Origin of the sequence: Faecalicatena contorta, assembly GCF_021531895.1 — a bacterium.
Classification (GTDB): domain Bacteria; phylum Bacillota; class Clostridia; order Lachnospirales; family Lachnospiraceae; genus JAFBIX01.
The window spans coordinates 43,709-67,700 of record NZ_JAFBIX010000005.1 but is presented as its reverse complement, the minus strand read 5'-3'; the positions used below and the strand labels follow the sequence as shown (position 1 = coordinate 67,700).

19 protein-coding genes and 1 pseudogene are annotated in these 23,992 nt (G+C 40.3%); 16 read left to right on the top strand and 4 right to left on the bottom strand.

What is annotated here, in order from left to right; all coding sequences use genetic code 11:
- Positions 1–32 precede the first annotated feature (32 nt).
- The 6 genes from JQM81_RS02625 to JQM81_RS02600 all read left to right on the top strand — a co-directional run bounded on the left by JQM81_RS02625 (position 33) and on the right by JQM81_RS02600 (position 7,272).
- The gene (locus JQM81_RS02625; RefSeq protein WP_235231975.1) at positions 33–1,022 is read left to right on the top strand and encodes a LacI family DNA-binding transcriptional regulator; all 990 of its coding nucleotides are present in this window, start codon (positions 33–35) and stop codon (positions 1,020–1,022) included.
- Positions 1,023–1,292: 270 nt separating this feature from the next.
- Positions 1,293–2,615, top strand: coding sequence for an ABC transporter substrate-binding protein (locus JQM81_RS02620; protein WP_235231974.1), 1,323 nt, complete (start codon positions 1,293–1,295; stop codon positions 2,613–2,615).
- Between the two features lie 75 nt (positions 2,616–2,690).
- Positions 2,691–3,563: a carbohydrate ABC transporter permease gene (locus JQM81_RS02615; RefSeq protein WP_235231973.1), complete on the top strand. Its 873-nt coding sequence runs from the start codon at positions 2,691–2,693 to the stop codon at positions 3,561–3,563.
- Between the two features lie 3 nt (positions 3,564–3,566).
- The gene (locus JQM81_RS02610; protein ID WP_235231972.1) at positions 3,567–4,397 is read left to right on the top strand and encodes a carbohydrate ABC transporter permease; all 831 of its coding nucleotides are present in this window, start codon (positions 3,567–3,569) and stop codon (positions 4,395–4,397) included.
- Positions 4,398–4,429: 32 nt separating this feature from the next.
- Positions 4,430–5,773 (top strand): glycoside hydrolase family 172 protein, encoded by a 1,344-nt coding sequence (locus tag JQM81_RS02605; protein WP_235231971.1) that lies wholly within the window; start codon positions 4,430–4,432, stop codon positions 5,771–5,773.
- Between the two features lie 14 nt (positions 5,774–5,787).
- Complete coding sequence (locus JQM81_RS02600) at positions 5,788–7,272, top strand: glycoside hydrolase family 32 protein (protein ID WP_235231970.1); 1,485 nt, start codon at positions 5,788–5,790, stop codon at positions 7,270–7,272.
- 286 nt (positions 7,273–7,558) lie between these two features.
- Here JQM81_RS02600 and JQM81_RS02595 read toward each other — a convergent pair whose 3' ends face one another.
- A complete protein-coding gene (locus JQM81_RS02595; protein ID WP_235231969.1) occupies positions 7,559–7,909 on the bottom strand; it encodes a sporulation initiation factor Spo0A C-terminal domain-containing protein in 351 nt (116 codons plus the stop codon).
- Positions 7,910–8,128: 219 nt separating this feature from the next.
- Between JQM81_RS02595 and JQM81_RS02590 the strand changes: the two genes are divergently transcribed.
- The 9 genes from JQM81_RS02590 (at position 8,129) to JQM81_RS02545 (ending at position 19,381) form a co-directional block, all read left to right on the top strand.
- Positions 8,129–8,824, top strand: a complete 696-nt coding sequence (locus JQM81_RS02590) for a response regulator transcription factor (protein WP_235231968.1) — start codon at positions 8,129–8,131, stop codon at positions 8,822–8,824.
- A 12-nt stretch (positions 8,825–8,836) separates the two neighbouring features.
- Positions 8,837–11,449 (top strand): histidine kinase dimerization/phospho-acceptor domain-containing protein, encoded by a 2,613-nt coding sequence (locus JQM81_RS02585; RefSeq protein WP_235231967.1) that lies wholly within the window; start codon positions 8,837–8,839, stop codon positions 11,447–11,449.
- Positions 11,450–11,547: 98 nt separating this feature from the next.
- Positions 11,548–12,705 carry a class I SAM-dependent methyltransferase gene (locus tag JQM81_RS02580; protein ID WP_235231966.1) on the top strand — a complete coding sequence of 386 codons (1,158 nt, stop codon included), beginning with the start codon at positions 11,548–11,550 and terminating at the stop codon, positions 12,703–12,705.
- A gap of 13 nt (positions 12,706–12,718) precedes the next feature.
- Positions 12,719–15,157, top strand: coding sequence for a hypothetical protein (locus JQM81_RS02575; RefSeq protein WP_235231965.1), 2,439 nt, complete (start codon positions 12,719–12,721; stop codon positions 15,155–15,157).
- A gap of 119 nt (positions 15,158–15,276) precedes the next feature.
- Positions 15,277–16,104 (top strand): transporter substrate-binding domain-containing protein, encoded by an 828-nt coding sequence (locus JQM81_RS02570; protein WP_235231964.1) that lies wholly within the window; start codon positions 15,277–15,279, stop codon positions 16,102–16,104.
- A 24-nt stretch (positions 16,105–16,128) separates the two neighbouring features.
- Positions 16,129–16,794, top strand: coding sequence for an amino acid ABC transporter permease (locus tag JQM81_RS02565; RefSeq protein WP_235231963.1), 666 nt, complete (start codon positions 16,129–16,131; stop codon positions 16,792–16,794).
- Between the two features lie 19 nt (positions 16,795–16,813).
- Positions 16,814–18,001, top strand: a complete 1,188-nt coding sequence (locus JQM81_RS13700) for a GNAT family N-acetyltransferase (RefSeq protein ID WP_331473026.1) — start codon at positions 16,814–16,816, stop codon at positions 17,999–18,001.
- A gap of 47 nt (positions 18,002–18,048) precedes the next feature.
- Positions 18,049–19,206, top strand: coding sequence for a MalY/PatB family protein (locus JQM81_RS02550; RefSeq protein WP_235231962.1), 1,158 nt, complete (start codon positions 18,049–18,051; stop codon positions 19,204–19,206).
- 37 nt (positions 19,207–19,243) lie between these two features.
- Positions 19,244–19,381, top strand: coding sequence for a hypothetical protein (locus JQM81_RS02545; RefSeq protein WP_235231961.1), 138 nt, complete (start codon positions 19,244–19,246; stop codon positions 19,379–19,381).
- 86 nt (positions 19,382–19,467) lie between these two features.
- Here the strand turns inward: JQM81_RS02545 and JQM81_RS13865 are convergent.
- A pseudogene (locus tag JQM81_RS13865) lies at positions 19,468–19,584 on the bottom strand (transposase); the annotation flags it as partial.
- 149 nt (positions 19,585–19,733) lie between these two features.
- Positions 19,734–20,231: a QueT transporter family protein gene (locus JQM81_RS02535; RefSeq protein ID WP_235231960.1), complete on the bottom strand. Its 498-nt coding sequence runs from the start codon at positions 20,229–20,231 to the stop codon at positions 19,734–19,736.
- A gap of 368 nt (positions 20,232–20,599) precedes the next feature.
- On the opposite strand from JQM81_RS02535, the gene asnS reads away from it, so the two are divergent.
- Entirely contained in the window at positions 20,600–21,991 is a 1,392-nt protein-coding gene (gene asnS / locus JQM81_RS02530; protein WP_235231959.1) for an asparagine--tRNA ligase, read from the top strand.
- A 379-nt stretch (positions 21,992–22,370) separates the two neighbouring features.
- Here the strand turns inward: asnS and JQM81_RS02525 are convergent, their stop codons facing one another.
- On the bottom strand, positions 22,371–23,825 hold the full coding sequence (locus JQM81_RS02525) for a DDE-type integrase/transposase/recombinase (protein ID WP_235231958.1): 1,455 nt from the start codon (positions 23,823–23,825) through the stop codon (positions 22,371–22,373).
- Positions 23,826–23,992: the final 167 nt, after the last annotated feature.

The window sequence follows — 23,992 nt, the reverse complement described above, 5'->3', positions numbered from 1 at the left end:
GAAGTAGGAATTTTATGGAAAGGCGGAGGAAAATGGCGAGTATCAGAGATGTTGCAAAAAGAGCGGGGGTTGGAGTAGGAACTGTATCAAGACTTTTGAATGAAAGCGGGTACGTTTCAGGGGAGACAAGAGCTAAAATTGAAGATGCCATGAAAGAACTCGACTATACACCCAACGAGTTGGCAAGAAATCTATATCACAAAAAGACGGGGATTATAGCTGTTTTAGTGCCGAACGTATCAAATCCGTTTTTTGCAGAATTTGTAGATTATGTTGAGGCGGAATTATATCAGCTGGGTTACAAGATGATGCTTTGCAATACGGCAAAGACTCATAATGCAGAATTGGAATATCTGGATATGTTGAACCGTCATATTGTGGATGGGATTATTACAGGTGTACATTCGCTGGATGTGGAAGAGTATAAGAAGATTCATAAACCGATTGTAGCACTTGATCGTTACCTCGGTGAAGACATTCCGGTGGTTGCGGTTGACCATAAGGAAGGAGGGAGACTGGCCGCTGAGACGTTGATAAAAAATGGGTGTAAGAAGGTGTTGCATTTTAAAGGGGCAGTGCAGGTGGAATCTCCCTATCATGAAAGACATTATGAGTTTGAGCGGATTATGAAGAAAAATAATATTCAGACTTATGGATACGAATTAAAATGGAATCGTATGGATTCTGCCTACTATAAAGAAGTGGTGGAAGAAGTATTCTCAAAAGATATTGAATTTGATGGCGTGTTTGGTGTGGACCGGTTGGTAATTGAATGTATGAATGAAGCCATTCGCAGACATAAGAAAGTACCAAGAGATGTAAAGTTTATTGCTTATGATGGAACTTTTATTACTGAGATTGTAGAGCCGAAGCTTACAGCTATTGTTCAACCAATAGAAGGATTGGCAAAAGAGTCAGTGAGACTGATTCACAGGCTGATAGGAGGAAGGGTCTATAAGGATAAGAAGATCCTTTTAAATGTGCAGGTAAGATATGGAAGAACAACGATTGAAAAACTGTGATAATGCACAAAAATAATGGGCGAAGTTCTGATATAATACACAAAAAGACTATAATGCAAAGAAATAATATTGACAATTTGCTGGGAAGTAATATAATAAAGTCAGATGAATCGAAAAAGTGCACATTGGAGATTTTGTTTTTTTTACTCTTTGTGGAACCCGTTCCACAAAGAGTAATCCCCGGAAAATATTTTTATATTAATGATTTTTTTTAATGAATATGGAACGGGTTCCATAATTAAGTGAAGCAAAAAAAGGAGAAAAAGAATTATGAAAAGCAAAAATGTAAAAAGAATTCTTTCTGCAACGATGGCAGGCGTTTTGACTATGGGGCTTCTGACAGGATGCGGCGGCAGTAGTAGTGAAAAAGCAACAGATGAAAGCGGAGCAACAGTTATTAAATTTGGTATTCATGTAGCGAATCCGGCAGAACAAGAACCAGTGACAAATAGTATTGTAGAGGCGTTTAATAAAGCGAATGAAGGAAAATATAAAGTGGAGTTTGAAGCTGCTGACACAGAAACGCACTCGAAAAATATGAAGTTGAAAGCAGAAGACGGTACATTGCCAGAGATTTTCTGGATCGAAGGTTCTGAGGCATCCGAGTATAGCGAGTCAGGAGTGCTGATGGATCTGACAGAATTCCTGGATGAAAATGCTGATATAAAAGAGGCTCTAGGTGGAATGGAATCAGCATTCAAAGACGATAATGGACAATATGGTCTTCCATATCAGTGTAATGTGCAGGGAATCTTTTATAATAAGGATCTTTTTGATAAAGCAGGAGTAGCATATCCAACGGATGATACAACTTACGATGAGTTTATTGAGATGATCAAAAAATTAAAAGAAAGTGGAATAATACCTCTTTCAATTGGAAGCAAAAACAGTGCATTTGCAATGTGGGAGTTCAATGAATTCCTCGCAAGATATGGTTGGGAAGATAATATTGAAAATATCCTTAGCGGAAAAGACAAGTTTAATAATGAAGAATTGCTTGCTTGCTTTGAAAAGTTACAGGGACTGAAAGATGCACAGGCATTCCCTGAAAACATGGCAACAATTGAGTACTTTGATGCAAAACAGCTCTTTGATGAAGGAAGTGCAGCTATGTTTGGTACTGGTCAGTGGGATTGTGCAGAATTTGATGAAAATCTTGGTGACAAAATTGGTTTCTGGTGGGGACCAAAATTTACAGATACTGAGGCAAATCAGGATATAGCAATGAAGGTTCCATCTGCACCAATCGGAGTCAGTGCAGCAGTTGCGGATGATGAAGAATTAAAAGAAGGCGTATATGAGTTCCTGAAATTCTATTATGGAGAAGAGGCTGCAAAATTGTCTTATGAAGGATCTATTTTCCCGGCAACAAATTATGAAGGTGTTGCAGCATCAGATTCACAGTATGCAATGAATGCAATGCTTGAATCGCTTGCAAGTGGATGGGAAAGTCCAGAGGCAGCACCAGATCTTACAGTACCATCAGCAGTACAGGAAGCTTTATATGACGGAATCTTTGGAGTGCTTCAGGGAACTTATGAACCTGCAGAAGCATTAGATAAAATTGATACTTCGCTAGCAAATAGTCAATAGTTTATAAAACGTTTTTGTTGGGTATGACAAATAAGTCGTGCCCAACAAAACGCTTGCAAGGAATAAGGTGGTTCTATGCATTGGTTAAGTAAGAAAAGATACAAAGTAGGACTTATGCTTCCTACATTGCTGGTTTATAGTATTTTTATAATATTACCGATTGCTATTGCAGTTTACTATAGTTTCACAAAATATTCTGGTATTGGAAAACCAAGATTTACTGGATTAAAAAACTATATAAGGCTGTTCCAGGATGAATTGTTTTGGGTTTCTTTTAAAAATACAATGATTATGTTTGTCCTGGCATTTGTGTTATTGCTCACATTATCATTTTTAATTGCACTTTTGTTGAATAATAAACTTAGGGCAGTTGATTTTTCTAAGGCTTTAATTTTTTCGCCAGCAATCATAGCGCCAATTATAGTAGGTATTATATGGGTATACATATTGGATCCTAATATTGGTATTATTAACAATGTTCTGGATGCAATAGGGGCAGATGCATTTAAGCAAAAATGGATTGGTGGAGAAACGCTTTCTCCATATAGTATAGCAATTATTTATTTCTGGCAGCAGTTAGGTTATCTTGTAACAATATTTATTGCGGGATTAAAGATGATTCCGGGAGATATCCTTGAGGCCGTTAAAATTGATGGGGCAAATGCTATTCAGGAAATACGTTATGTGACGATTCCGATGATGCGGACAACAATTTCTACAGTTGCAGTGTTGATTATTACGGGTGTATTTAAAATCTTTGAGATTGTTCAGCAGACAACTGGAGGAGGTCCGAACCATTTGTCTGAGACTTTGGTAACATATAGTTATTCCCAGACATTTTCAAGTGGAGATTATGGATATGGAATGTCTTTAGCGACCGTTACATTCTTAATATCTCTAATTATAACGGCGATTTATTCTAGTTTGACAAAAGAGAAGGAGGGGTAAGAGATGATAAATAAAAGAAAAAAGACAACGATGTATATTTTAATGGCAATCATTACTGTGTTGGTCGTATTTCCTTTTGTATGGATGTTGGTTCTTTCTTTTAAAACAAATTCTGAAATATTGTCTACACCTCTGTCATTGCCGAAAACATTAAATCTTGAGAATTATAAGCATGCATTAGAAACGTTGAATTTTCCTAAGCTATATGGGAATACGTTGTTTGTATGTATTATATCATTGATTATTGAGTTGGTGATTACATTTCTCAGTTCTTTTGTGCTTGCAAGAATGGAATTCAAAAATAAAAAACTTAAAAAACTATTGTACGGTTTTTTGATTATGGGATTATCAATCTCTCCATTCATTCTTTTGTTCCCGGTATACAAGATTAATGTTTTTTTTGGACTCAGAGGGAAACTGGCATTGATATTCCCTTATGTAGCAACTTCTATATCATTCAATACATTGTTATTGGTGGGGTATTTGAAATCATTACCTACAGAGATAGATGAAGCAGCAGTCATAGATGGATGTACTATTTGGGACTTAATGGTGAGAGTTATCTTACCGATGACAAAGCCGGTAATTGCGACAATTGTAATATTCAATGTGCTGTATATCTGGAATGAGTTCCCATTTGCATCCGTTATGTTAAGAGATGTTTCAGATTACACGTTATCCATGGGAGCATCTTTCTTCAAAGGAACATATACAGTTGACTATGGTGGAATTGTTGCATCAAGTGTTATGATTATTATTCCAGAGTTGATATTCTATGGTATATTCCAGAAGAATATCGTAGAAGGAATGACTGCAGGAGCAGTAAAAGGTTAGCATATAAATTTGCTCAATAGGAGGAGAAAAATATGAGTAAAGTATCAGGATTATTTCAAGATTTAACAACAATAAAAAAAGCTAGAAACGGAAGACTTGCAAGTTGGGATCAAAGAGGAAAAAATCAGGATTACTGGGAGATCCCGGCAAAAGAAAGTATTGTATTAGGAGAAGTGGAAGGACCGGGATGCATTACCCATATTTGGATGACATCTTCCTGCCGTAAAGTAAAGGCACCAAGTATTTTGGATCCGGTACTTAATGCATCGGCAGCCCCGGTAATGGAGATTCATCCTGCACTTGGAGTTATTTGGGATGATTATGATCCGTTTTATTATAGAAAGGTGTTAATAAAGATTACCTGGGATGATCAGGATACACCGAGTGTTCTTGCTCCTTTTGGAGATTTCTTCTGTATTGGAAATTGCTATCCGGGAAATTTCAGTTCACTCCCATTTAATGTTTCATTAAAACCAGAAGAGGCAGGAAGATATGGCGCACCGTGTTCTGTATCCTGTTATTTCCCGATGCCGTTTAATAAAAAAGCAAAGATTGAGATTATAAATGAGAATGAATTACCGTTTATTTTGTATTTCAATATTGATTACGAAATGTATAAAGAGCCATTGGATGAGAATACTGCATATTTTCATGCTTGCTGGAGACGAGAGAATCCATGTGATGGATGGGGACCAGATATTCAGACTAATTCACCGGAAGTAAATAATGTGACGAATTTCAAAGGTGAGGGAAATTATACGATTCTTGACGTAGAAGGAACAGGACATTATGTAGGATGTAATCTGACTGTTAAGCACTATCAGGGAAGTTGGTGGGGCGAGGGTAATGATATGTTCTTTATTGATGGAGAAGAATACCCAAGTCTTAATGGTACAGGAACAGAGGACTATTTTAATCATGCATGGGGAATGCAGAGAAATGCATATCCGTTCTTTGGAACGATTGTTCATGAAGGGGATACAGATGGGTTCCAGGTATCATATAGGTTCCATATTACGGATCCGGTTCGTTTTGAAAAGAGTTTAAAAGTAACAATCGAGCATGGGCATGCAAATCATTTGTCTGATGACTGGAGTTCCACTGCTTATTGGTATCAGACCCTGCCGACGAGCAAGAATATTACAATTCTTCCAATGGAAGAAAGACTACCGAATGTTCCGGTTCTTCCAGAAAGAGATTTAAGAATGCCTGAATTGACAGATGAAATGAAAGCGGCAAGAGATTCCTGGGAAAAACGATGGGAAGAATACAGTCCGGCAAGACAGGAACAATTCAGAATCAAAGAAGAGAAAGCACGTCGAGAATCAAGGTTAAATACGGAATTTGCAAAGAAACTTCGTGATGAATATAAATAATATGGAGGAGTCTTATGTCTAATGAATTAATGCAAAAAAAAATTGAAAAGGCTCAGCAGGAAATTGATGCAAAAAAAGATATTGTGAAAAACGGTGCAATGCGTCAACACTATCATTTTATGGCGCAGACTGGTTGGATCAACGATCCGAATGGATTGATTTATTATAAAGGCAAGTATCATTTTTTCTATCAGTATAATCCATATTATGGATTCTGGGATTATATGCACTGGGGTCATGCCATAAGTGATGACATGCTCCATTGGGAATATCTACCACTGGCACTTGCACCTTCCGAATTTTATGACGATCATTTCCGTGGTGGATGTTTTTCTGGAAGTGCAATTGAACATGATGGAAAATTGTTTTTGATGTTCACAGGCACAACAAATAATGGAAAAGGTTTTGAGCAGACGCAGTGTATTGCGTATAGTGAAGATGGGATACATTTTGAAAAGTATGAGGGAAATCCTGTATTGACTGCACCAGATGGAATCCCGACATATCAGTTCCGTGATCCAAAGGTATGGAAACATGACGGCACCTATTATATGGTATGCGGAGCAAGCCGGGATAATAAAGCACAGGCACTCTTATATCGCTCCAAAGATATGTTGCATTGGGAGTTCTTTAATGTGTTGGCAGAAAGCCGTGGCGAGTGGGGATACATGTGGGAATGCCCGGATTTTTATCCAATGGGAGATCGGTATGTACTTATGTTTTCGCCTATGGGGGCCGGAGAACGTACGGTTGTCTATCTTGTGGGAGATTTCGATTATGAAACTGGAAAATTTAATTACCATATTAATGGAGAAATTGACTGGGGTTTCGATTATTATGCACCGCAATCATTTCTGACTCCAGATGGACGAAGAATAATTGTTGGGTGGGCTAATGCATGGGATTGGATGCCATTCTGGAAAGACTGGGGGCCGACTTATAAAGAAGGTTGGTGTGGTTCGTACAATATTCCAAGAGAAGTTCGAATGAAAGAAGATGGTACACTTCAATTTATTCCAATTAAAGAGATAGAATCGCTTCGTGTGGATGCATGGAATCAGGAGACTATAATAGTAAGTGAGAAGAAGACAGATATTAAGGCCGGTGATGGTATTTCTTTTGAATGGAAAATGCAAATCAATCTTGAAGAGACGAATGCGGATCAGTTGGAAATAGGTTTGCGATGTGGAGAGGGTAAAAAGACTATTTGCATCTTTGATTTTAAAAATGCGCAGATGTCTGTAAATCGAAATGAGGCAGATGGATGGAGTAAAGGAATATCCAAAAGCGTGATGTATCTAAAGGATAGGAAAGAACTAGATGTGCATATATTATCAGATCAGAGTTCGATCGAGATATTTACGGACGATTATCAGAACAACCATTCTCTCAATGTGTTTGCAGGAAACGCACAGAATCAGATATATCTTTGTGCTCATGGAGGGCAGGTGGTTATAAATAATCTAGAAACCTATGGACTGACAGGATGCAACCAATAGGGGAAACAACATGTAGAAAAATCATGATGTATCAAACAATGACGAAACCCGTTAGCTATCATGCTAACGGGTTTCGTTGTTGTTATAGTTATCTAAAGGAATGAGAGTAAAGTGTGACATCAAGAACATGTATTTCTTGATGTTTTACTTTATGAGGGGGAGATAGTGATTTGTTTATCAACTATCTGTAACTAAGTATAAAAGAAAATTATGTCTAAAGTATGTTAAAACTCTAAAAGAAAAAGAAAAATTCTTAAAAAGGACTTAAGATGACAGAGAAGAAATGTTAAAAATAGAATCTTTCAATATCTTTTTGCTTAAGATGGGCAGTTAATATATCTAAAAATTCGCTGGAAGCGGGACGAACCTCCAGAGGGTGCATGGCAATTTTCTGGAGTAGTTCGCGGTTTCCTCGCTCCCAGCAAACATTAATTACGGTTCGGATATCTCTCTCGACGCTGTAGCTGCTTGTGCAGTAATGGTTTGCAATTTGGGGATAGAGGGATTTACTGACAGAGAGAAGATAGTCTTCGTTCTCCAGGCAAAGTTTTATCCCATATTGAAGATAATGATATCCTCGGTATGTTGCGCCAATGCCAAGAGAGCGAATTAAGCGTTCAATTTCTATTTCACTCATGTTGTCTCCTGTTCTATTTACGTTTTATTACAATGAGAAACGAAAACATGCTATAGGGACATTATATCGGAAATATAGTATTTAATATATTTCGCGACGTGAACAGTAAAAATTCGACATTTTTCGACAGAAAAGATTTTCAGAATATCTTAAGAATTTCCACAAACTGCTCTTAAAAAATTACTGCTATTCTTGTATAGTATAAGGGAGGTGATAAAAATGGCTAATATATTAGTTTGTGATGATGATAAAGAAATTGTAGAGGCAATTGATATATATATGTCTCAGGAAGGGTATCATGTGTTGAAGGCTTATGACGGGGAGGAAGCGTTAAAGGTCTTGAAGAACGAAAAAGTAGATCTTCTTGTGATTGATGTTATGATGCCAAGGCTTGATGGAATACGGGCAACGCTTAAGATTCGGGAAGAGAATAATATGCCGATTATCATATTGTCTGCAAAATCTGAGGATGCTGATAAGATTCTTGGATTGAACGTCGGGGCTGATGATTATGTTACCAAGCCATTTAATCCATTGGAACTGGTAGCCAGGGTTAAATCACAGCTTCGAAGATATACGCAGCTTGGAAGTACGGTGAATCATGAGAATCAGGCAGTGTATGAGGTTGGAGGACTGTCAATCAATAATGATCTGAAGAAAGTAACCGTAGATGGGGAGACTGTGAAGCTGACACCTATCGAATACAATATTTTACTATTATTAATGAAGAATCAAGGGAAAGTATTTTCTATTGATCAGATATATGAAAATATCTGGAATGAAGAAGCCATTGGTGTGGATAATACAGTGGCGGTACATATCCGGCATATTCGGGAGAAGATTGAGATCAATCCTAAGGAGCCGCGCTATCTGAAAGTGGTCTGGGGTGTTGGATATAAGATAGAGAAACTTTAGAAGGGAGTATATATGAAGCGTCGTTGGTATCGGGCGCCGATCATAAAAGGACTTTTGATCGTTGCTGAACATATTCTGGTGGTGATTATGGCGGTCTGCATCATATGGATTTTGTCCTATCCGGCAGGGCGCAATGAGATGTTTGAAGGAAAGCCTGCAAAGAATTATGAAGAGACGAAAAGCTTTAATGAGCTGTTGCGAACATATAGCCACCAGGTAATGAATGGAATTGGAATGCGGGACCGATTCGAGACGGATGGGGTCTATAATCCGCAGAAGATTGTCGATATACAGGAATATTATAATGAGTCAGAGATTACGAATGAAAATCTAAGTGGTCTGGCATACCGACTGCAGGATCTGTCTGACTGGGCGCAGCAATGGCTCGACCAGGGAGAAGAGAATTCATCTTACGATGATAATGCAGGTATGGATGAGAATATTATTGTATGTAAGCGTTCTGACAATACCTATCATTATTATTACTATAGTGAATTTAGGAATCTGATAGACAGTGGTGAGCTTCGGTTTGTAATCGCAAGTGATGATTCAGGAGTTTCTGAAGAGGATATTCTGAATGAATTGCAGGATGGAAATTTCTATAATAATACGGTGAATGCTTTCAAGGGGCTTCAGGATGTAGAAGGGAAGATTGCGTATATTGACTGCTGGAGTTACGATGGACAATGGCTGGCCGAAGAATATCAGACGGTAGATGGCAAGAGTGTTATGGAGATAGCTAATGACAATCCTATCTGGAATGGCCGGCTGAGTGAAGCTTATGAAATGCTGAGATATTGTATCTACCAGGTCGAAAGTGACATGAGAGAATATAATGATCTGAGTGAGTTCTATCAGGAAGGAGATACGAACTTTGCGTATTTGTATGTAGATACTGATACTAAGCGTGTGTATACAAACCGGAAAGCATATCAGGATTATGACAAGGCGCAGGAGAATCTGGAAATGTTCCGGAAGATGGGAAAATATGCAATCATTATGCCGAAACTTGCAGATTTTGAGACGAATTTTAATAATATAGATGCTTCGGACTGGCAGGAAGAGGTGAAGAACTCCGGCAATAAAGAAGAGGGATTCATCTATGCTGTTGGCGTGGATACGACCTATCCGATTAAGGATGCATTTTATACGGAATCCCAGTTATATGATAAATACGGAACAAGTGCGAGGGGTATCCTGGTGATGGGATGTGCTGCGAGTATTGTATTCCTGATACTTCTGGTATGGCTTACGGTGATAGCCGGTCGTAATCCGCAAGATGAGGAATTACATCTGAATGGATTTGACCGTTGGAAGACCGAGATTGCTGCTCTGGTGGTGATTGGAGGTTGGTGCATTCCTGTTGCATTGGGTGTGTCTGGAATTACGTATTCGTATTTTCCATCGTGGGGAGGAGATTATCAGTTATATCAGGCAGATTATATCCAGAGTGCGATCCCTTATATGATATGTGGTGCTTTACTTGCAGTTTATACCTATGCATTATTCCTGACAGGTTTCTTAAGTCTGGTACGAAGAATAAAGGCAAGGACATTATGGAAAAATAGTCTTCTAAGATGGTTCGGCGGATTTATAAAGGTGCTATTCTGTAATTTCAATGACGTGTGGCAGGTTATTATTGTATTTGGCGTTATCGGGCTGTTTTCATTCTTTGCATTGATCGAGTGGGCATCGGTCATGGGAATTACTTTTCTGTTGCCTGCGCTGATACTAGGAGCGGAGTTGGCTGCATTTGTCTATATGGTTAGACAGGCTATCGGAAAGCAGAGAATTAAGGAAGGAATTCTTAAGATTGCGGAAGGTGAAGTGGAATATAAGATTCCTTTGAATGGATTGAACGGAGATCAGAAGATCATTGCTGAAAAGATTAACTCCATTGGAGAAGGCCTGGACCGGGCACTGGAAGAAAGTATGAAGAGTGAACGGCTCAAAACAGATCTGATTACCAATGTTTCCCATGATATTAAGACACCGCTTACTTCTATTATTAATTATGTGGATTTGTTAAAGAAGGAAAATTTTGAAGATCCGAAGATTCAGCGGTATCTGGAGATCCTGGAGGCAAAAGCCCAACGGCTTAAGACCCTTACAGAAGATGTAGTAGAGGCATCCAAAGTAAGTTCTGGCAATATTACACTACAGTATATGAATATTAATTTTGTAGAGATGATTCAGCAGACTAGCGGAGAATTTGAAGAAAAATTCAAAGCCAGAGAATTGAAAGAAGTGCTGATCCTGCCAGAGAAAGAAGTCGTGATACGGGCAGACGGTAGACGGCTCTGGAGAGTATTGGCCAATATTTACAACAATGCAGCCAAATACGCTATGGAAGGAACCCGTGTATATGCAGAATTAAAAGTAGTAAATGATTCGGCAGTATTCAGTCTGAAAAACATATCCCAGCAGCCGCTCAATATCTCGGCAGATGAGCTGACCGAACGATTTATTCGGGGAGATATCTCACGAAGCACAGAAGGCAGCGGCCTCGGACTATCTATAGCCAAGTCATTGACCCAGATGCAAGGCGGCAAATTCGAATTGTATCTGGACGGAGATCTGTTCCGGGTGACCATAACATTTCCAATAGGGACAGGGCAAATGTAAAAAGGGACAGGGATATTTTAATTTGGGACGGAGGAAAATGAAAAAACCCCCGTCCCAAACTTGCGCTTGTCAGGAAAAAACATTACAATAATAATACTATGAATGAATTAAGAGAATTATTACAGGACAATCTAAATATAGAATTTATTACGGCAACGCTTAGTAATCCGCGGCGAAAGGATGGCCCGGTCAAGATTAAAGTGCGCCCCTTGCTACAGAAGGAGAATCTGGTATTTCAGCTTGAATTGTTCCAGAATAATCAGGCTTTTCACAGGAATGCAGATTCACGAGAGGCATGTGAACTGCTTCTGGGGCATATGGAGAACATGCGTCAGATGCAGATAGAGACGCAGAAGTACCAGTATACGGTTTTGGTGAGCAAAAAGGGAAAGGTGACGATTAAGAAGAAGGCTCAGAAGTGTGAAAGAAAGGATGTAGATATGAGCCATAATCGGAAGAAGCACTATGTCTTGGAAGAAGGTATCCCGGTCCCGTTCCTTCAGGATCTGGGGGTCATGACGCAGGAGGGAAAGGTCGTCCATTCCCGATTTGATAAATTCCGGCAGATCAATCGTTTCCTGGAGTTTATTGAAGATATTTTGCCGGAGCTTGATAAGGGAAGGGAGCTTACAATTCTGGATTTCGGATGTGGCAAATCTTACCTGACATTTGCGATGTATTATTATCTGCATGAGCTGAAGCATTATGACATACGTATTATCGGACTGGATCTTAAAAAGGATGTTATCCGACATTGTAATGAGCTTAGCCGGAAATATGGTTATGAGAAGCTGGTGTTCTTGGAGGGAAATATCGCTGACTATACCGGTGTAGATAAGGTGGATATGGTGGTAACGCTTCATGCCTGTGATACGGCAACAGATTTTGCTTTGGCCAAAGCTATCGGCTGGGATGCCAAAGTAATCTTATCAGTACCGTGCTGTCAGCATGAGTTAAACCGCCAGATAAAAAATGATGTACTGGAGCCTGTTTTCAAATATGGCTTGATTAAGGAACGTATGGCTGCGCTGGTGACAGATGCATTGCGTGCGGAATACCTGGAAAGGGAAGGTTATGATGCTCAGATTCTGGAATTTATAGATATGGAGCATACACCGAAGAATATATTGATTCGTGCAGTGAAGACCGGAAAAAAAGGGGAGAATACAGAGGCTATTCAAAAGTGTGAAGAATATCTGCACGTTGAGCCGATGTTGGGACGGTTATTACAAGATGCGAATTGTGCCAGATCATGAAGGGGATTTGTAAATGAAGTGGAAAAATAGATTGATTGAAGCAGGAGTCCTTATCATAGTATTCATCATTGCTGTGTTAGGGTTCAGCTATTATACGAATAAAGGCAATGATAACATGACGGCTGACATGGGAGCAGCAACCTATCCACAGGTTTCATTTTCCTACCAGGGTTATGCGTTGAATATGTTGAGTGGGTATGCAAAAGCGATGGACATTCCAGCTATGAGGGATACCATAACGCCGGTGACAAATCAGCGTCTGGAGATTAACGTCCAGGCATATGGCATTAAGATCAGCAGTGCTTCTTATACCATCTATACATTGGATGGCGAAGAAAAGCTAAAGGAAGAAAAGGTAAAAAATCCGGGAGAAAACATCACGGCAGATTTGAGCGATGAAGGGCTAATGGATGAAGAGCGTGTCCTCGAGATCGCGCTCTATACAGAAGATAAGACCATTTATTTTTACACCAGGATTGTAAATGCATCAGATGCGTCTGTTATGGAATGTCTGGATTATATTCGGAATTTTCACGAGAGTGCCATTGGAAAAGTAGAGGGTGCCGGCGTAGGTGCAGCCATTGAACCGAGCGAAGAGGGCGATAATACCAGCTTTCAGCATGTGACCATTCACTCCGATTATGACCATGTATCCTGGGGAAGCCTGGAGCCGGAAGTTGAAAAAGGCGAACGCTGGAATATTAAAGAGATTAACAGTAATTCCATCTCGGTACAGTTGGAATATCGCGTAAGATGTAAAGGCGAAGAGAATGAGACGGATGTCTATGCGGTCAAAGAATTCTTCCGTGTGCGCCATATTGCAGATGCACAGAAAACTTATCTGCTCAATTATGATAGAACGATGGAACAGATATTTGACGCAACAAAGCAAGTGTTGAATGAAAAAGGCGTTTTGCTTGGAATAGCCCCAAAGAATATTTCTTATATGGTAAATGATGACGGTTCTGTTGTGTCTTTTGTTGTGGCAAATGAATTGTGGAATTACAACAAAGATACCGACGAAGTGTCCCAGGTATTCAGTTTTGCAGATGCTGAAAATAGCGATGTACGTAATCTTGTGACAAAGCATGAGATTAAGCTTCTGGAAATGGATGAGACAGGGAACACAATCTTCGCGGTATGTGGTTATATGAATCGTGGAAGCCATGAGGGAGAAGTTGGAATTGCCGTCTATTATTATGACATGGAGAAGAACTCCGTGGAAGAAAAAGTATTTATCTCCAGCGATAAGTCATATGAAAACGTCATAAATGAAATGAGCAAGCTTGTCTACTACAGCGCCAGCCGCAATATGCTATACATCATGGTAGAAGGTACGCTCTATGAATTCGATGTGGAGATGGAGGAGAATACGGCGCTTGTTGAAGCTTTGAACGAAGACCAGTATGTGGTATCAGAAGATGGACATCTGGTCGCTTATCAGGAAAATGGAGATCTGAACACAGCGACAAAGGTGGTTGTCAAGAATCTCGAGAGTGGCAAGGAACGAACGGCGGAATGCGAATCAGATGAATGTATCCGCCCGTTGGGGTTTGTAAAAAATGATTTTGTCTATGGAGTGGCCAAGACTGCAGATACAGGTAATACGGTTTCCGGAGAAATTACGGTTCCAATGTACAAAGTAGAGATACAAAACAGCAAAAGCGAAATTGTAAAGACCTATCAGGCAGATGGCACATATGTGTTGGATGCATATTTGAAAGATAATATGGTGACATTGAATCGTGCAGTAAAAGATGGCAATACGTATACCAGTACCTCTCAGGATTACATCACGAATAATACCGAAAAAGAAAAGAGCAATATCTATCTGGAATCGTATGCGACAGATCTTAAGGAGACACAAGTCCGGCTTACATTTGAAGATGGAATCTCAGATAAGGAGCCGAAGGTACTGCGGCCAAAGCAGATTGTAATGGAAGACCCGGTAGTCGTTGAATTCGAAGATGTAACCCATGCAGATAAATATTATGTATATGGGTATGGACAACTGCTAGACTGTTGTGAAAAGGCGGGTGAAGCAATTAGGCTGGCTGATTCTTACAGTGGCGTTGTGGTAGATGCCACGCAGAATTATATCTGGGAGCGCGGAAATAGAGATTTGCAGTACACAATCACTGACAAAGATGACGTGATCCAGAGAATTGCCGACCGGTTAAAGCAGAAAGAAGCACCGGTAGATATTATGAAGAGTCTGAATGACGATCGGTATCTGGATCTGACCGGCTGTGCAACAGAGGAATTACTATACATCATTAACCAGGGATCACCAGTGATCGGTATGTTGAACGCAGAAAATTCAGTTATATTGATCGGATATACAGATGCAGTTGTGATCTATGTCGATCCGGAGACCGGGGAACGATCCAGTGTGACTTATGAGGAAATGGATCAGATGACCCAGGGAAGCGGAAACACGTATATTGGATAAATAGCTACTTATAGATCCTATAAATATATATATGATAAATAACAATTATTAGTCGCTGTAGGTTATGTGTTATAATTCTGACGATAAAACGTTGGATATCACATAAGGAGGAAGAACGAATGAAACAAAGAATAATAAGCGTACTTTTGTGTGTTACTATGATAATGGCAGTGGCTGTGGGATGCGGTAGTAAAAAAAGTGAAGAGTCTTCTGATGAAGGAAGTAATTCTGAAGAAGAAAAAGTAATCCATGTTGCGTGTGAAGCGACAACACCGGGCTGGATTCAGACGGATGAAGATGGTAATCTTTCCGGTTATGATTATGATGTATGGCAGGAGATTGGAGAGCGTACTGGTTATGAAATTGACTACCAGATCATGGAATGGGATGGTATGTGGGTTATGCTGGATGATAATCGAATTGATACGGTGGGTGAACAGATTTCCGTTACAGATGAAAGAAAAGAGAAATATACATTTTCTGAACCATATGCTTACAATGTATATTGCCTTCTTGCAGCAGCTGATAATGAAAAATTGCAGTCCATGGATGATCTTGCAACTGGTATGACAATTTCCTGTGAGACAAATACAAGTGATGAGATTATTGTAGATGCAATTAATAAAGAATATGGTATCGAATTAGCACCAACATATTATGATGGTATGTCTGTACAAGATGTTGCTCTCGGCAGATGTGATCTGTGGCCAAGAGCTGAAACTTCCTGTAATACAACTGTGAAAGAAGTAGATAATTTGAAAATTCTTGGAAAAACAAATGTCCTGGAGATAAATGCATATCCGTTCACTAAGACAGAACGTGGTGAAGAGCTTTGCGAAGTTGTTTCCAAAGCAATTCAGGAAATGCGTGAAGATGGAACCTTAAAGAAATTATCTGAGAAATGGTTTGAGATGGATATCACTGAAAAACCAGAAGATGCACAGTAAGGATAAGATACAGGGAGGAACAACGTGGATTTAGAGTTTTCATTAACAGCGTTGAGGGCAATGCTGCATGTGCTGCCGGTTACTTTGTCATTGACAGTACTTTCCTTTGTGGCGTCATTGATTTTAGCTGTTCTGATTGCGGTTATTGATTATTTTAAAATACCGGTATTGAGACAGATATTTGCAGTATATGTATCATTTTTTCGAGGAACTCCACTGATTCCACAATTGTTTTTACTATACTTTGGTATACCAACATTTGTACCAGAACTTCGGGACGTACCGGCGTTTTATGTGTGCGTAATAGGATTGACTTTGAATTCGGCTGCTTATATGAAAGAAGTAGTACGAGGGGCGCTTCTTTCTGTTTCTGACGGACAAAAGGAAGCTGCGCTGGCACACGGAATGACTCCGATGCAGACAATGTTTCGTATCGTGCTGCCACAGGCAACGAGAGTCGCAGTTCCCTCTTTGTTCAATAATCTGGTGGATATTGTGAAGGGCACCTCTATGGCATTTACAATTGGAGTAATCGAGATTACAGCAACAGCGAATCTTCGAGCTTCAGTTACATTTAATTATTTTGAGGCATACATGGTTCTGATGCTTCTGTACTGGGTAATTATTCTTTTCCTAGAACGAATAGAAGCTGTATTGGAGAAGCGTCTGGAAATAGGATATAAGAGGTAAGAATGAAGGAGCAAGAGTAATGATTAAGATTCAGAATTTACAGAAACGTTTTGGTAGTCTGGAAGTTCTTAAGGGAATTGATCTGGAAGTGAAAAAAGGAGAAGTTGTTGCAATTATCGGTTCTTCGGGAACCGGGAAATCAACACTTCTCAGATGTATGAATTACCTCGAGACACCAGATGCAGGTTCAATTACGATTGGGGATATTACAGTTGAATCGGGAAAAGCGTCTAAAAAAGAGATTCATGAACTTCGTAAGCATTCTGCCATGATCTTTCAAAATTATAATCTCTTTGCAAACAAGGATGTATTGCATAATGTCATGGAACCACTTCTGTCGGCGCAGAAGAAGAGCAAGCAGGAAGCAGAAAAGATGGCAATCGAATATTTGGAAAAGGTTGGAATGGCAGATAAGCTTCGTCAATATCCGGTTACATTATCAGGTGGACAGCAACAGAGAGTGGCAATCGCAAGATCACTGGCAACAAAGCCCAATGTGTTGCTTTTTGATGAACCGACTTCAGCTCTTGATCCAGAATGGGTGCAGGAAGTACTGGAGGTTATACGGAAGCTTGCAAAAGCACATTATACAATGCTTATTGTGACGCATGAGATGCAATTTGCAAAAGAAGTGGCAGACCGGGTCATCTTTATGGATGATGGAAAAATTGTTGAAGATGGAAAGCCATCGCAGGTTCTTGAGCGTCCGAAACAAGAAAGAACAAAGCAGTTCCTGAAACTTACGTCAAGAGAAGAACATAAAAATGATGATTATGAGATTATAAAATCTATGAATTATCATGAGATGGTACCGTTATTTATTGAGGCCGGACTTGAACTTAAGCCGGAAGATACTGCACCGGAGGGACTGATTGTCTGCTTTGAGCTCTGGGACAGAAAAAAGGTACGGCGAATTGGTGGGGCTGCACTTGCAAAGCAGTGTGATGAATATGTTGTGCGGACAGTCGCGATCGAGAAAGCGTATCAGGGCCAGGGGCTAGGACGAAGGTTGGTAGAACAAGTTATTGAAGAGGCAAAAGAGTGGGGCGCATCTCGAGTCATGCTAAATGCGAAAGTACCGGGATTTTATAAAAAGCTTGGTTTTGTAATTGTGCCAAGGGATGAAGCACCGCCAATCTCAGATTGTCTGAGTTGCCCGAGATTTCATAATGGCTGTGATTCTGAAATCATGCAGTTGGATATATAGATACGCCCAGTATATGCAAAAACCGAAAGGACAGAGGAGAAGAAGATATGTATCATTTTGAAGAAGGGATTGAAAGACGAAATACAAATTGTGATAAATGGGATGCACCATTTGTAGGTCAGGGTGTGATCCCTATGTGGGTGGCAGATATGGATTTTGCGATTGCACCTGCAATTACAGAACGACTTGTCAATGTTGCCGGCCAGGGGGCATTTGGTTATCAGTTCCTGTCAGATACATATTATGATGCAGTGCGATGTTTTATGAAAGAACGCCATAATTATGAAGTGAAAAAAGAATGGATCTGTTTCGTGCCAAATGTAGTATTGGGGCTGTTTTTTGCACTTCAGACGGTAACTGAACAAGGGGATGAAATATTGATCCAGACGCCGGTGTACGGACCATTTTTTAAAGTTATAAATGAGAGTAATCGTGTGTTGGTAGAAAGTCGTCTTCGAAATGTGAATGGCTATTATACAATGGATATGGAAGATCTTGAGAAGCGGATCACACCAAAAACAAAAGCGCTTCTTTTGTGTAACCCACACAACCCTTCCGGAAGAGTATGGAAGGAAGAAGAACTGAGGGAACTTGTAAAGATTTGTGCAAAACATGACATTTGTATTATTTCCGATGATATTCACAGTGATATTATCAGAAAGTGGCAACAGCATACAATGATTGCGCCGATTTGTCGTGAGATGGGTGTACGATGTATTTCGTGTACATCTCCGTCTAAGCCTTTTAATCTGGCAAGTATTCACGTGGCAAACTGTATTATAGAAGATGATGAAATAAGAGAAAAATTTCAAAAAATTCTTCAGATACATCATGTGACGGAATGTAGTGCATTTGCAGAAGCTGCACTTGTAGGTGCATATAATGAGTCCCGGGACTGGCTGGATAAAGTAAATAAATACATTGATGAAAATGTAGAATATTTTGTCAATACAATTCATGAGAAACTTCCGTTTCTTCGTGTATGTAAGCCAGAAGGAACATATTTAGTATGGGTGGATTTCTCCGATACGACTCTTCCACAGGATAAGATAAAGGAATATCTGCATGAAAAATGTAAGGTTCTTGTAAATGCAGGTGAATTTTTCGGAGAGGCAGGGAAAGGATTCGTAAGATTCAATGTCGCCTGCCCAAGAAAAAATATAGAAGAGGCGTTGGAGAGGATATGTAGGAATTTAATTCAGTGATTTTATCTGAAACAGGACAGTGACGCGAGGCAGCAGTATGATTGATACTGCTAAGGCAGTGGCAGTTGGTGCTGCGAATCCGGAAGTAGATATGTGGGATGTGTGGATGGGAAAGGCTTCTGTCTGCAAAGCGAAAACGAAATTCTTATCATTTCTGCGGCGGGCAGTGAGATGAGCGATTCTACTGTACTTACAAATGAAGAGAAGACAGGCTTTAATTCGGATATTGTCAGACCGAAATTTGCTATTCCAACTGTACATCAGCCTACCTATATTCGAGAGAGTCTCATAGAACTCATTTCTGTAAGGACAGTTGCTACACAGTTTGAATGTTATATATCTTGCTGAATGAACTACTTTTGCAAAAATCTTCAGTAGTTATTGTAATCAGTTTCCTGTTTATGTACTCTATGCTGATGATTAAGAGTATTCTATACATTTGTGTAATAGATCAGAAACAAAAAGAACCATTTTAGCAAAAGCTGAAATGGTTCTTTTTAAGCTATCTGAGTAGAATATTCAGGATATTATAAATTTGATATCGGTCTGAATACAATATTTTTATATTTTTTCAATGCAAAATACATTACCATACCAAGTACACCGCAGGATAATACTTCCCCGAATCCAACGGTAAGCATCATAAATGGAATCGGCAGTGCAACCCCATAACCATAGCGCAGCACAAAAGGTACAACAATTGTATTTGCTGCAATTGGCGGCAACGGTGCCAGGAACTTATTCTTGTCTCGTAACTGGTAAGTGAAAAATGCGCCGATTAAGGTCGCAAGACTTCCGAAGATGATGTCTGGAAGGATCGCACCGCCCAGAATGTTCCCAACCAGGCATCCTACGAATAAGCCGGGAATAGCGGCTGGTGTGAATACCGGAAGGATCGTAAGTGCTTCTGCAATTCTTACCTGTACTTCTCCGAAAGAAAATGGTGCGAATACATAGGTCAGCACCACGTAGATGGCAGCGATCATGGCCGCCTGGGTCAGATAGTTGATGTTTTTGTTTCTCATATGAAATTCTCCTTTAGTTTTGTTTTACGAGTGGAAGGTCTCGAACACTCGGCACATTTTCCGCGAAGCAATGAGCCGTGGGACATACTTGTATGTCCATCTGGCGAATGCCGCGAGACTCAGGTACCGCAGGTATCTGAGTACCGCCGGGGATCGGCGGCAAGCCCGATAGACCTTGGTTTTGATGGGCTTTGTTGCGATTGAGAGTATAACATAGTGTGAGTGGAAATGCAAGTCCGTTTGATGAATCAGTAAATAGATTCTCTATCATGTCTGAAATTGTCTTCTGCCTTTTAAAACATCCATTATTATGTTATAATAACTCCAAAGCGTCAAACGCAAGCAATCACAAAAAGGAGTAAATTGGTATGGATTTGATTACGATTAAGGAACTATATAAGGAAAAAGAAAAGTATCTGGATCAGAAGATTACTGTTGGGGGATGGGTGCGCAGTATCCGGGATTCCAAGACTTTTGGATTCATTGTATTAAATGATGGAACATTTTTTGAACCTTTGCAGATTGTTTACCATGATAAGATGGATAACTTTGCTGAGATCTCCAAGTTAAATGTGGGAGCAGCATTGATCGTTACAGGAACATTGGTGGCAACACCGCAGGCAAAGCAGCCTTTTGAGATTCAGGCCGATACTGTAGAGGTAGAAGGTGCATCTGCGCCGGATTATCCGCTGCAGAAGAAGCGTCACAGCTTTGAATATCTTAGAACAATTTCACACTTAAGACCAAGGACTAATACTTTCCAGGCAGTATTTCGTGTGCGTTCTCTGACAGCCTATGCAATTCATAAGTTTTTCCAGGAGAGAGGATTCGTATATGTGCATACACCATTGATTACTGGAAGTGACTGTGAAGGTGCAGGAGAGATGTTCCGTGTTACAACACTGGATATGGAGAATCTTCCAAAGACTGAGGATGGAAAAGTCGACTATTCTCAGGATTTCTTTGGCAAAGAGACAAGCCTTACGGTAAGCGGTCAGTTAAATGGAGAGACATATGCTCAGGCTTTCCGCAATATCTATACATTCGGTCCGACCTTCCGTGCAGAGAATTCTAATACGACAAGACATGCGGCAGAGTTCTGGATGATCGAGCCAGAGATGGCATTTGCAGATCTGGACGATAACATGATGCTGGCAGAGGCAATGTTAAAATACGTTATCAACTATGTGTTGGAAGAAGCGCCGGAAGAGATGAACTTCTTCAATTCATTTGTGGATAAAGGCTTATTAGAACGTCTTCACAATGTAGTTTCTTCTGATTTCGCAAGAGTGACCTACACAGAAGCAGTTGAGCTGTTAGAGAAGAATAATGATCAATTTGAATACAAAGTTTCGTGGGGAACAGATCTCCAGACAGAGCACGAACGTTATCTGACCGAGCAAGTATTTAAACGCCCGGTATTTGTAACTGACTATCCGAAGGAAATCAAAGCCTTCTATATGAAACAAAATGACGATGGAAAGACTGTGGCAGCAGTAGACTGCCTGGTTCCCGGCATCGGGGAGATTATCGGCGGAAGCCAGAGAGAAGACGATTACGATAAACTCCTGAATCGGATGAATGAATTGGGATTAAAAGAAGAAGATTACAAATTCTATCTCGACCTTCGCAAATACGGCTCTACCAGACATTCTGGATTTGGACTTGGGTTCGAAAGATGCGTTATGTATCTGACAGGAATGAGTAATATCCGCGATGTTATCCCATTCCCAAGAACCGTAAATAACTGCGAATTGTAGAAAATAATGTGTGGAATTCAAAAAGGGACAGGGGGATTCAAAAAAAGGGACACGGTAATTTTAATTGGGGACGGAGGAAAATGAAAAAACCCCCGTCCCCAAATGGGGTAGTGTAAAGTAGCCTATGAAAAATTGGAGCTGAAAAAATGGCTCCATTGGAACCTTGAAAATTGCAGATATGTTAGTTTTGGGCGGTGTCCGCCACCCTTGACGGCACACCAAAATAATGCTCTGAATGTCTTACCGACGGCGAAGAACTCAAGAACAGATAGGTTTCTCCGTCTGATTCACAGCATTGTAGCATTATTTTGGTGTGTCATCAAGGGCAAAGCCAGAACCAAGGGTTCTGGTGGCTGGATATTTACCTCCGGCTCGGAATCTAAGAACAGATAGAAGTTTCTCTTTGCTGTTTTAGGATTGCCTGCTGGCCAAGGTAGATGAGAAGCTGCCATTTACCGGGCATGTTCCCGGCACCTTCCAGTAGCTCCACTTTGTTGAGAGGTTCTTTACCGCCGGATATCTCATGGGGACGTAAGAAGTTATAATAAGCAACCCAAAGAGAGACGCTGTGGACAGCGCCATCTTCTGTACCATAGCCGCAGGTAGTGCGGTAGGATTCTTTGAAGGTACGATTCAGGCGTTCGATGAGCTGCTTGAACGGACGGTATTCCTTGGATACTTCGTCATCATTGGTAAGACCGATGACTTGAGTGATGAATACATCCCAATCCTTTTCAATTTTGAACTGCTGAGCAGCAAGTGGATAGGCACTATAACCATCAGCGATGAATTTCAAGGATTTGCCAGGGAACTCCTTAAACTTATCAAATGCCATCCTCATGGTAAGGATACAAGGGCCGACATCTCTGGATGTTGAAACCTGATACCCGAGAATCGATCGTGATACCTTATCCATGATGAGCCAGACATAGGATTTCATGCCTTTGATTTTTATGTAGGTTTCATCGGCGGCCAGTTCATTGGAAGGGTTGTAGTCGTAGGAATCCACGAAAGGCCGTATGATGACAGCAGCGGTTTTGGCATAGTTGTTGACCATGGTGTGTGAGATTTCAATCCCGTGGATTTCTTTCAGAGCCTGTACAGTCTGGCGAAGAGACAGCTTGAGGTTCACACGGTAGGTAAGGCACAATCCCATGATATAGGCATTGTTCTTCTTATACTTGAAAGAGGTTGCCCATTTCGGAAGCTGATTCAGATCCATGTCGAAGAAGTTCACGGAAAACTCGCGGTAGAGGTATCGCAGCTTGTATTTCCAGTATTCTGATTTTGGAAGGTCTTTTGGAAGCTTATTCAGATTCCGCTTGTAATAGGAGCAGTTGTCATTGATGCATTTGTGGACACGGAAATGCTTTCGATCTTTTACCGGCTGAAGGGCATGACCGCAGTAGGGACACTGAAGCTTAAGTGGAGTAGTTACTTTCTCGCCATTGACAAAGGTCTGGCCGCAGATTTTGCATTTGAACTGTCCACGACCACCAGTATTGTCGTAGATGTACTCATGCGGAGCTCCGCAAAGAGGGCACGCGATATCTTCAGGAACAGTACGGTTCTTACCTTTTTGAGCTTTTATCGGTTTCACGGCTTTGCCATAACGGAGCAGGTAGTATTCGTTCCAGAGTCTCCAGTCTTGTTTGATGAAGGGTTTGATGACAGGAAGCTTATCAGTGAGGAATTTCTGGTACTTAGGACTGTGGATTTCATCATGAGCCCATTGTTTCAAAGGAATATATCTGCAGATAAAGAGAATAAGCCAGCAGATTTGCTGATATTGTTCTTGAATGATGTTAAGTAAATAGAGTATAATGTTATCCATAGCAATGATTTACCTTTCGTATTTTGTTGAGTTTGGTAGCCTACATTATACACGAAAAAGGGGGTCATTGCTTTTTTATATGCAAAAAGTGGTGAAGTCCTTGAAAATATAAGGTTTTAAAGAAAAATAGGACTGTAAAATTTTACAGTACCCCAAATGGCAAAGGA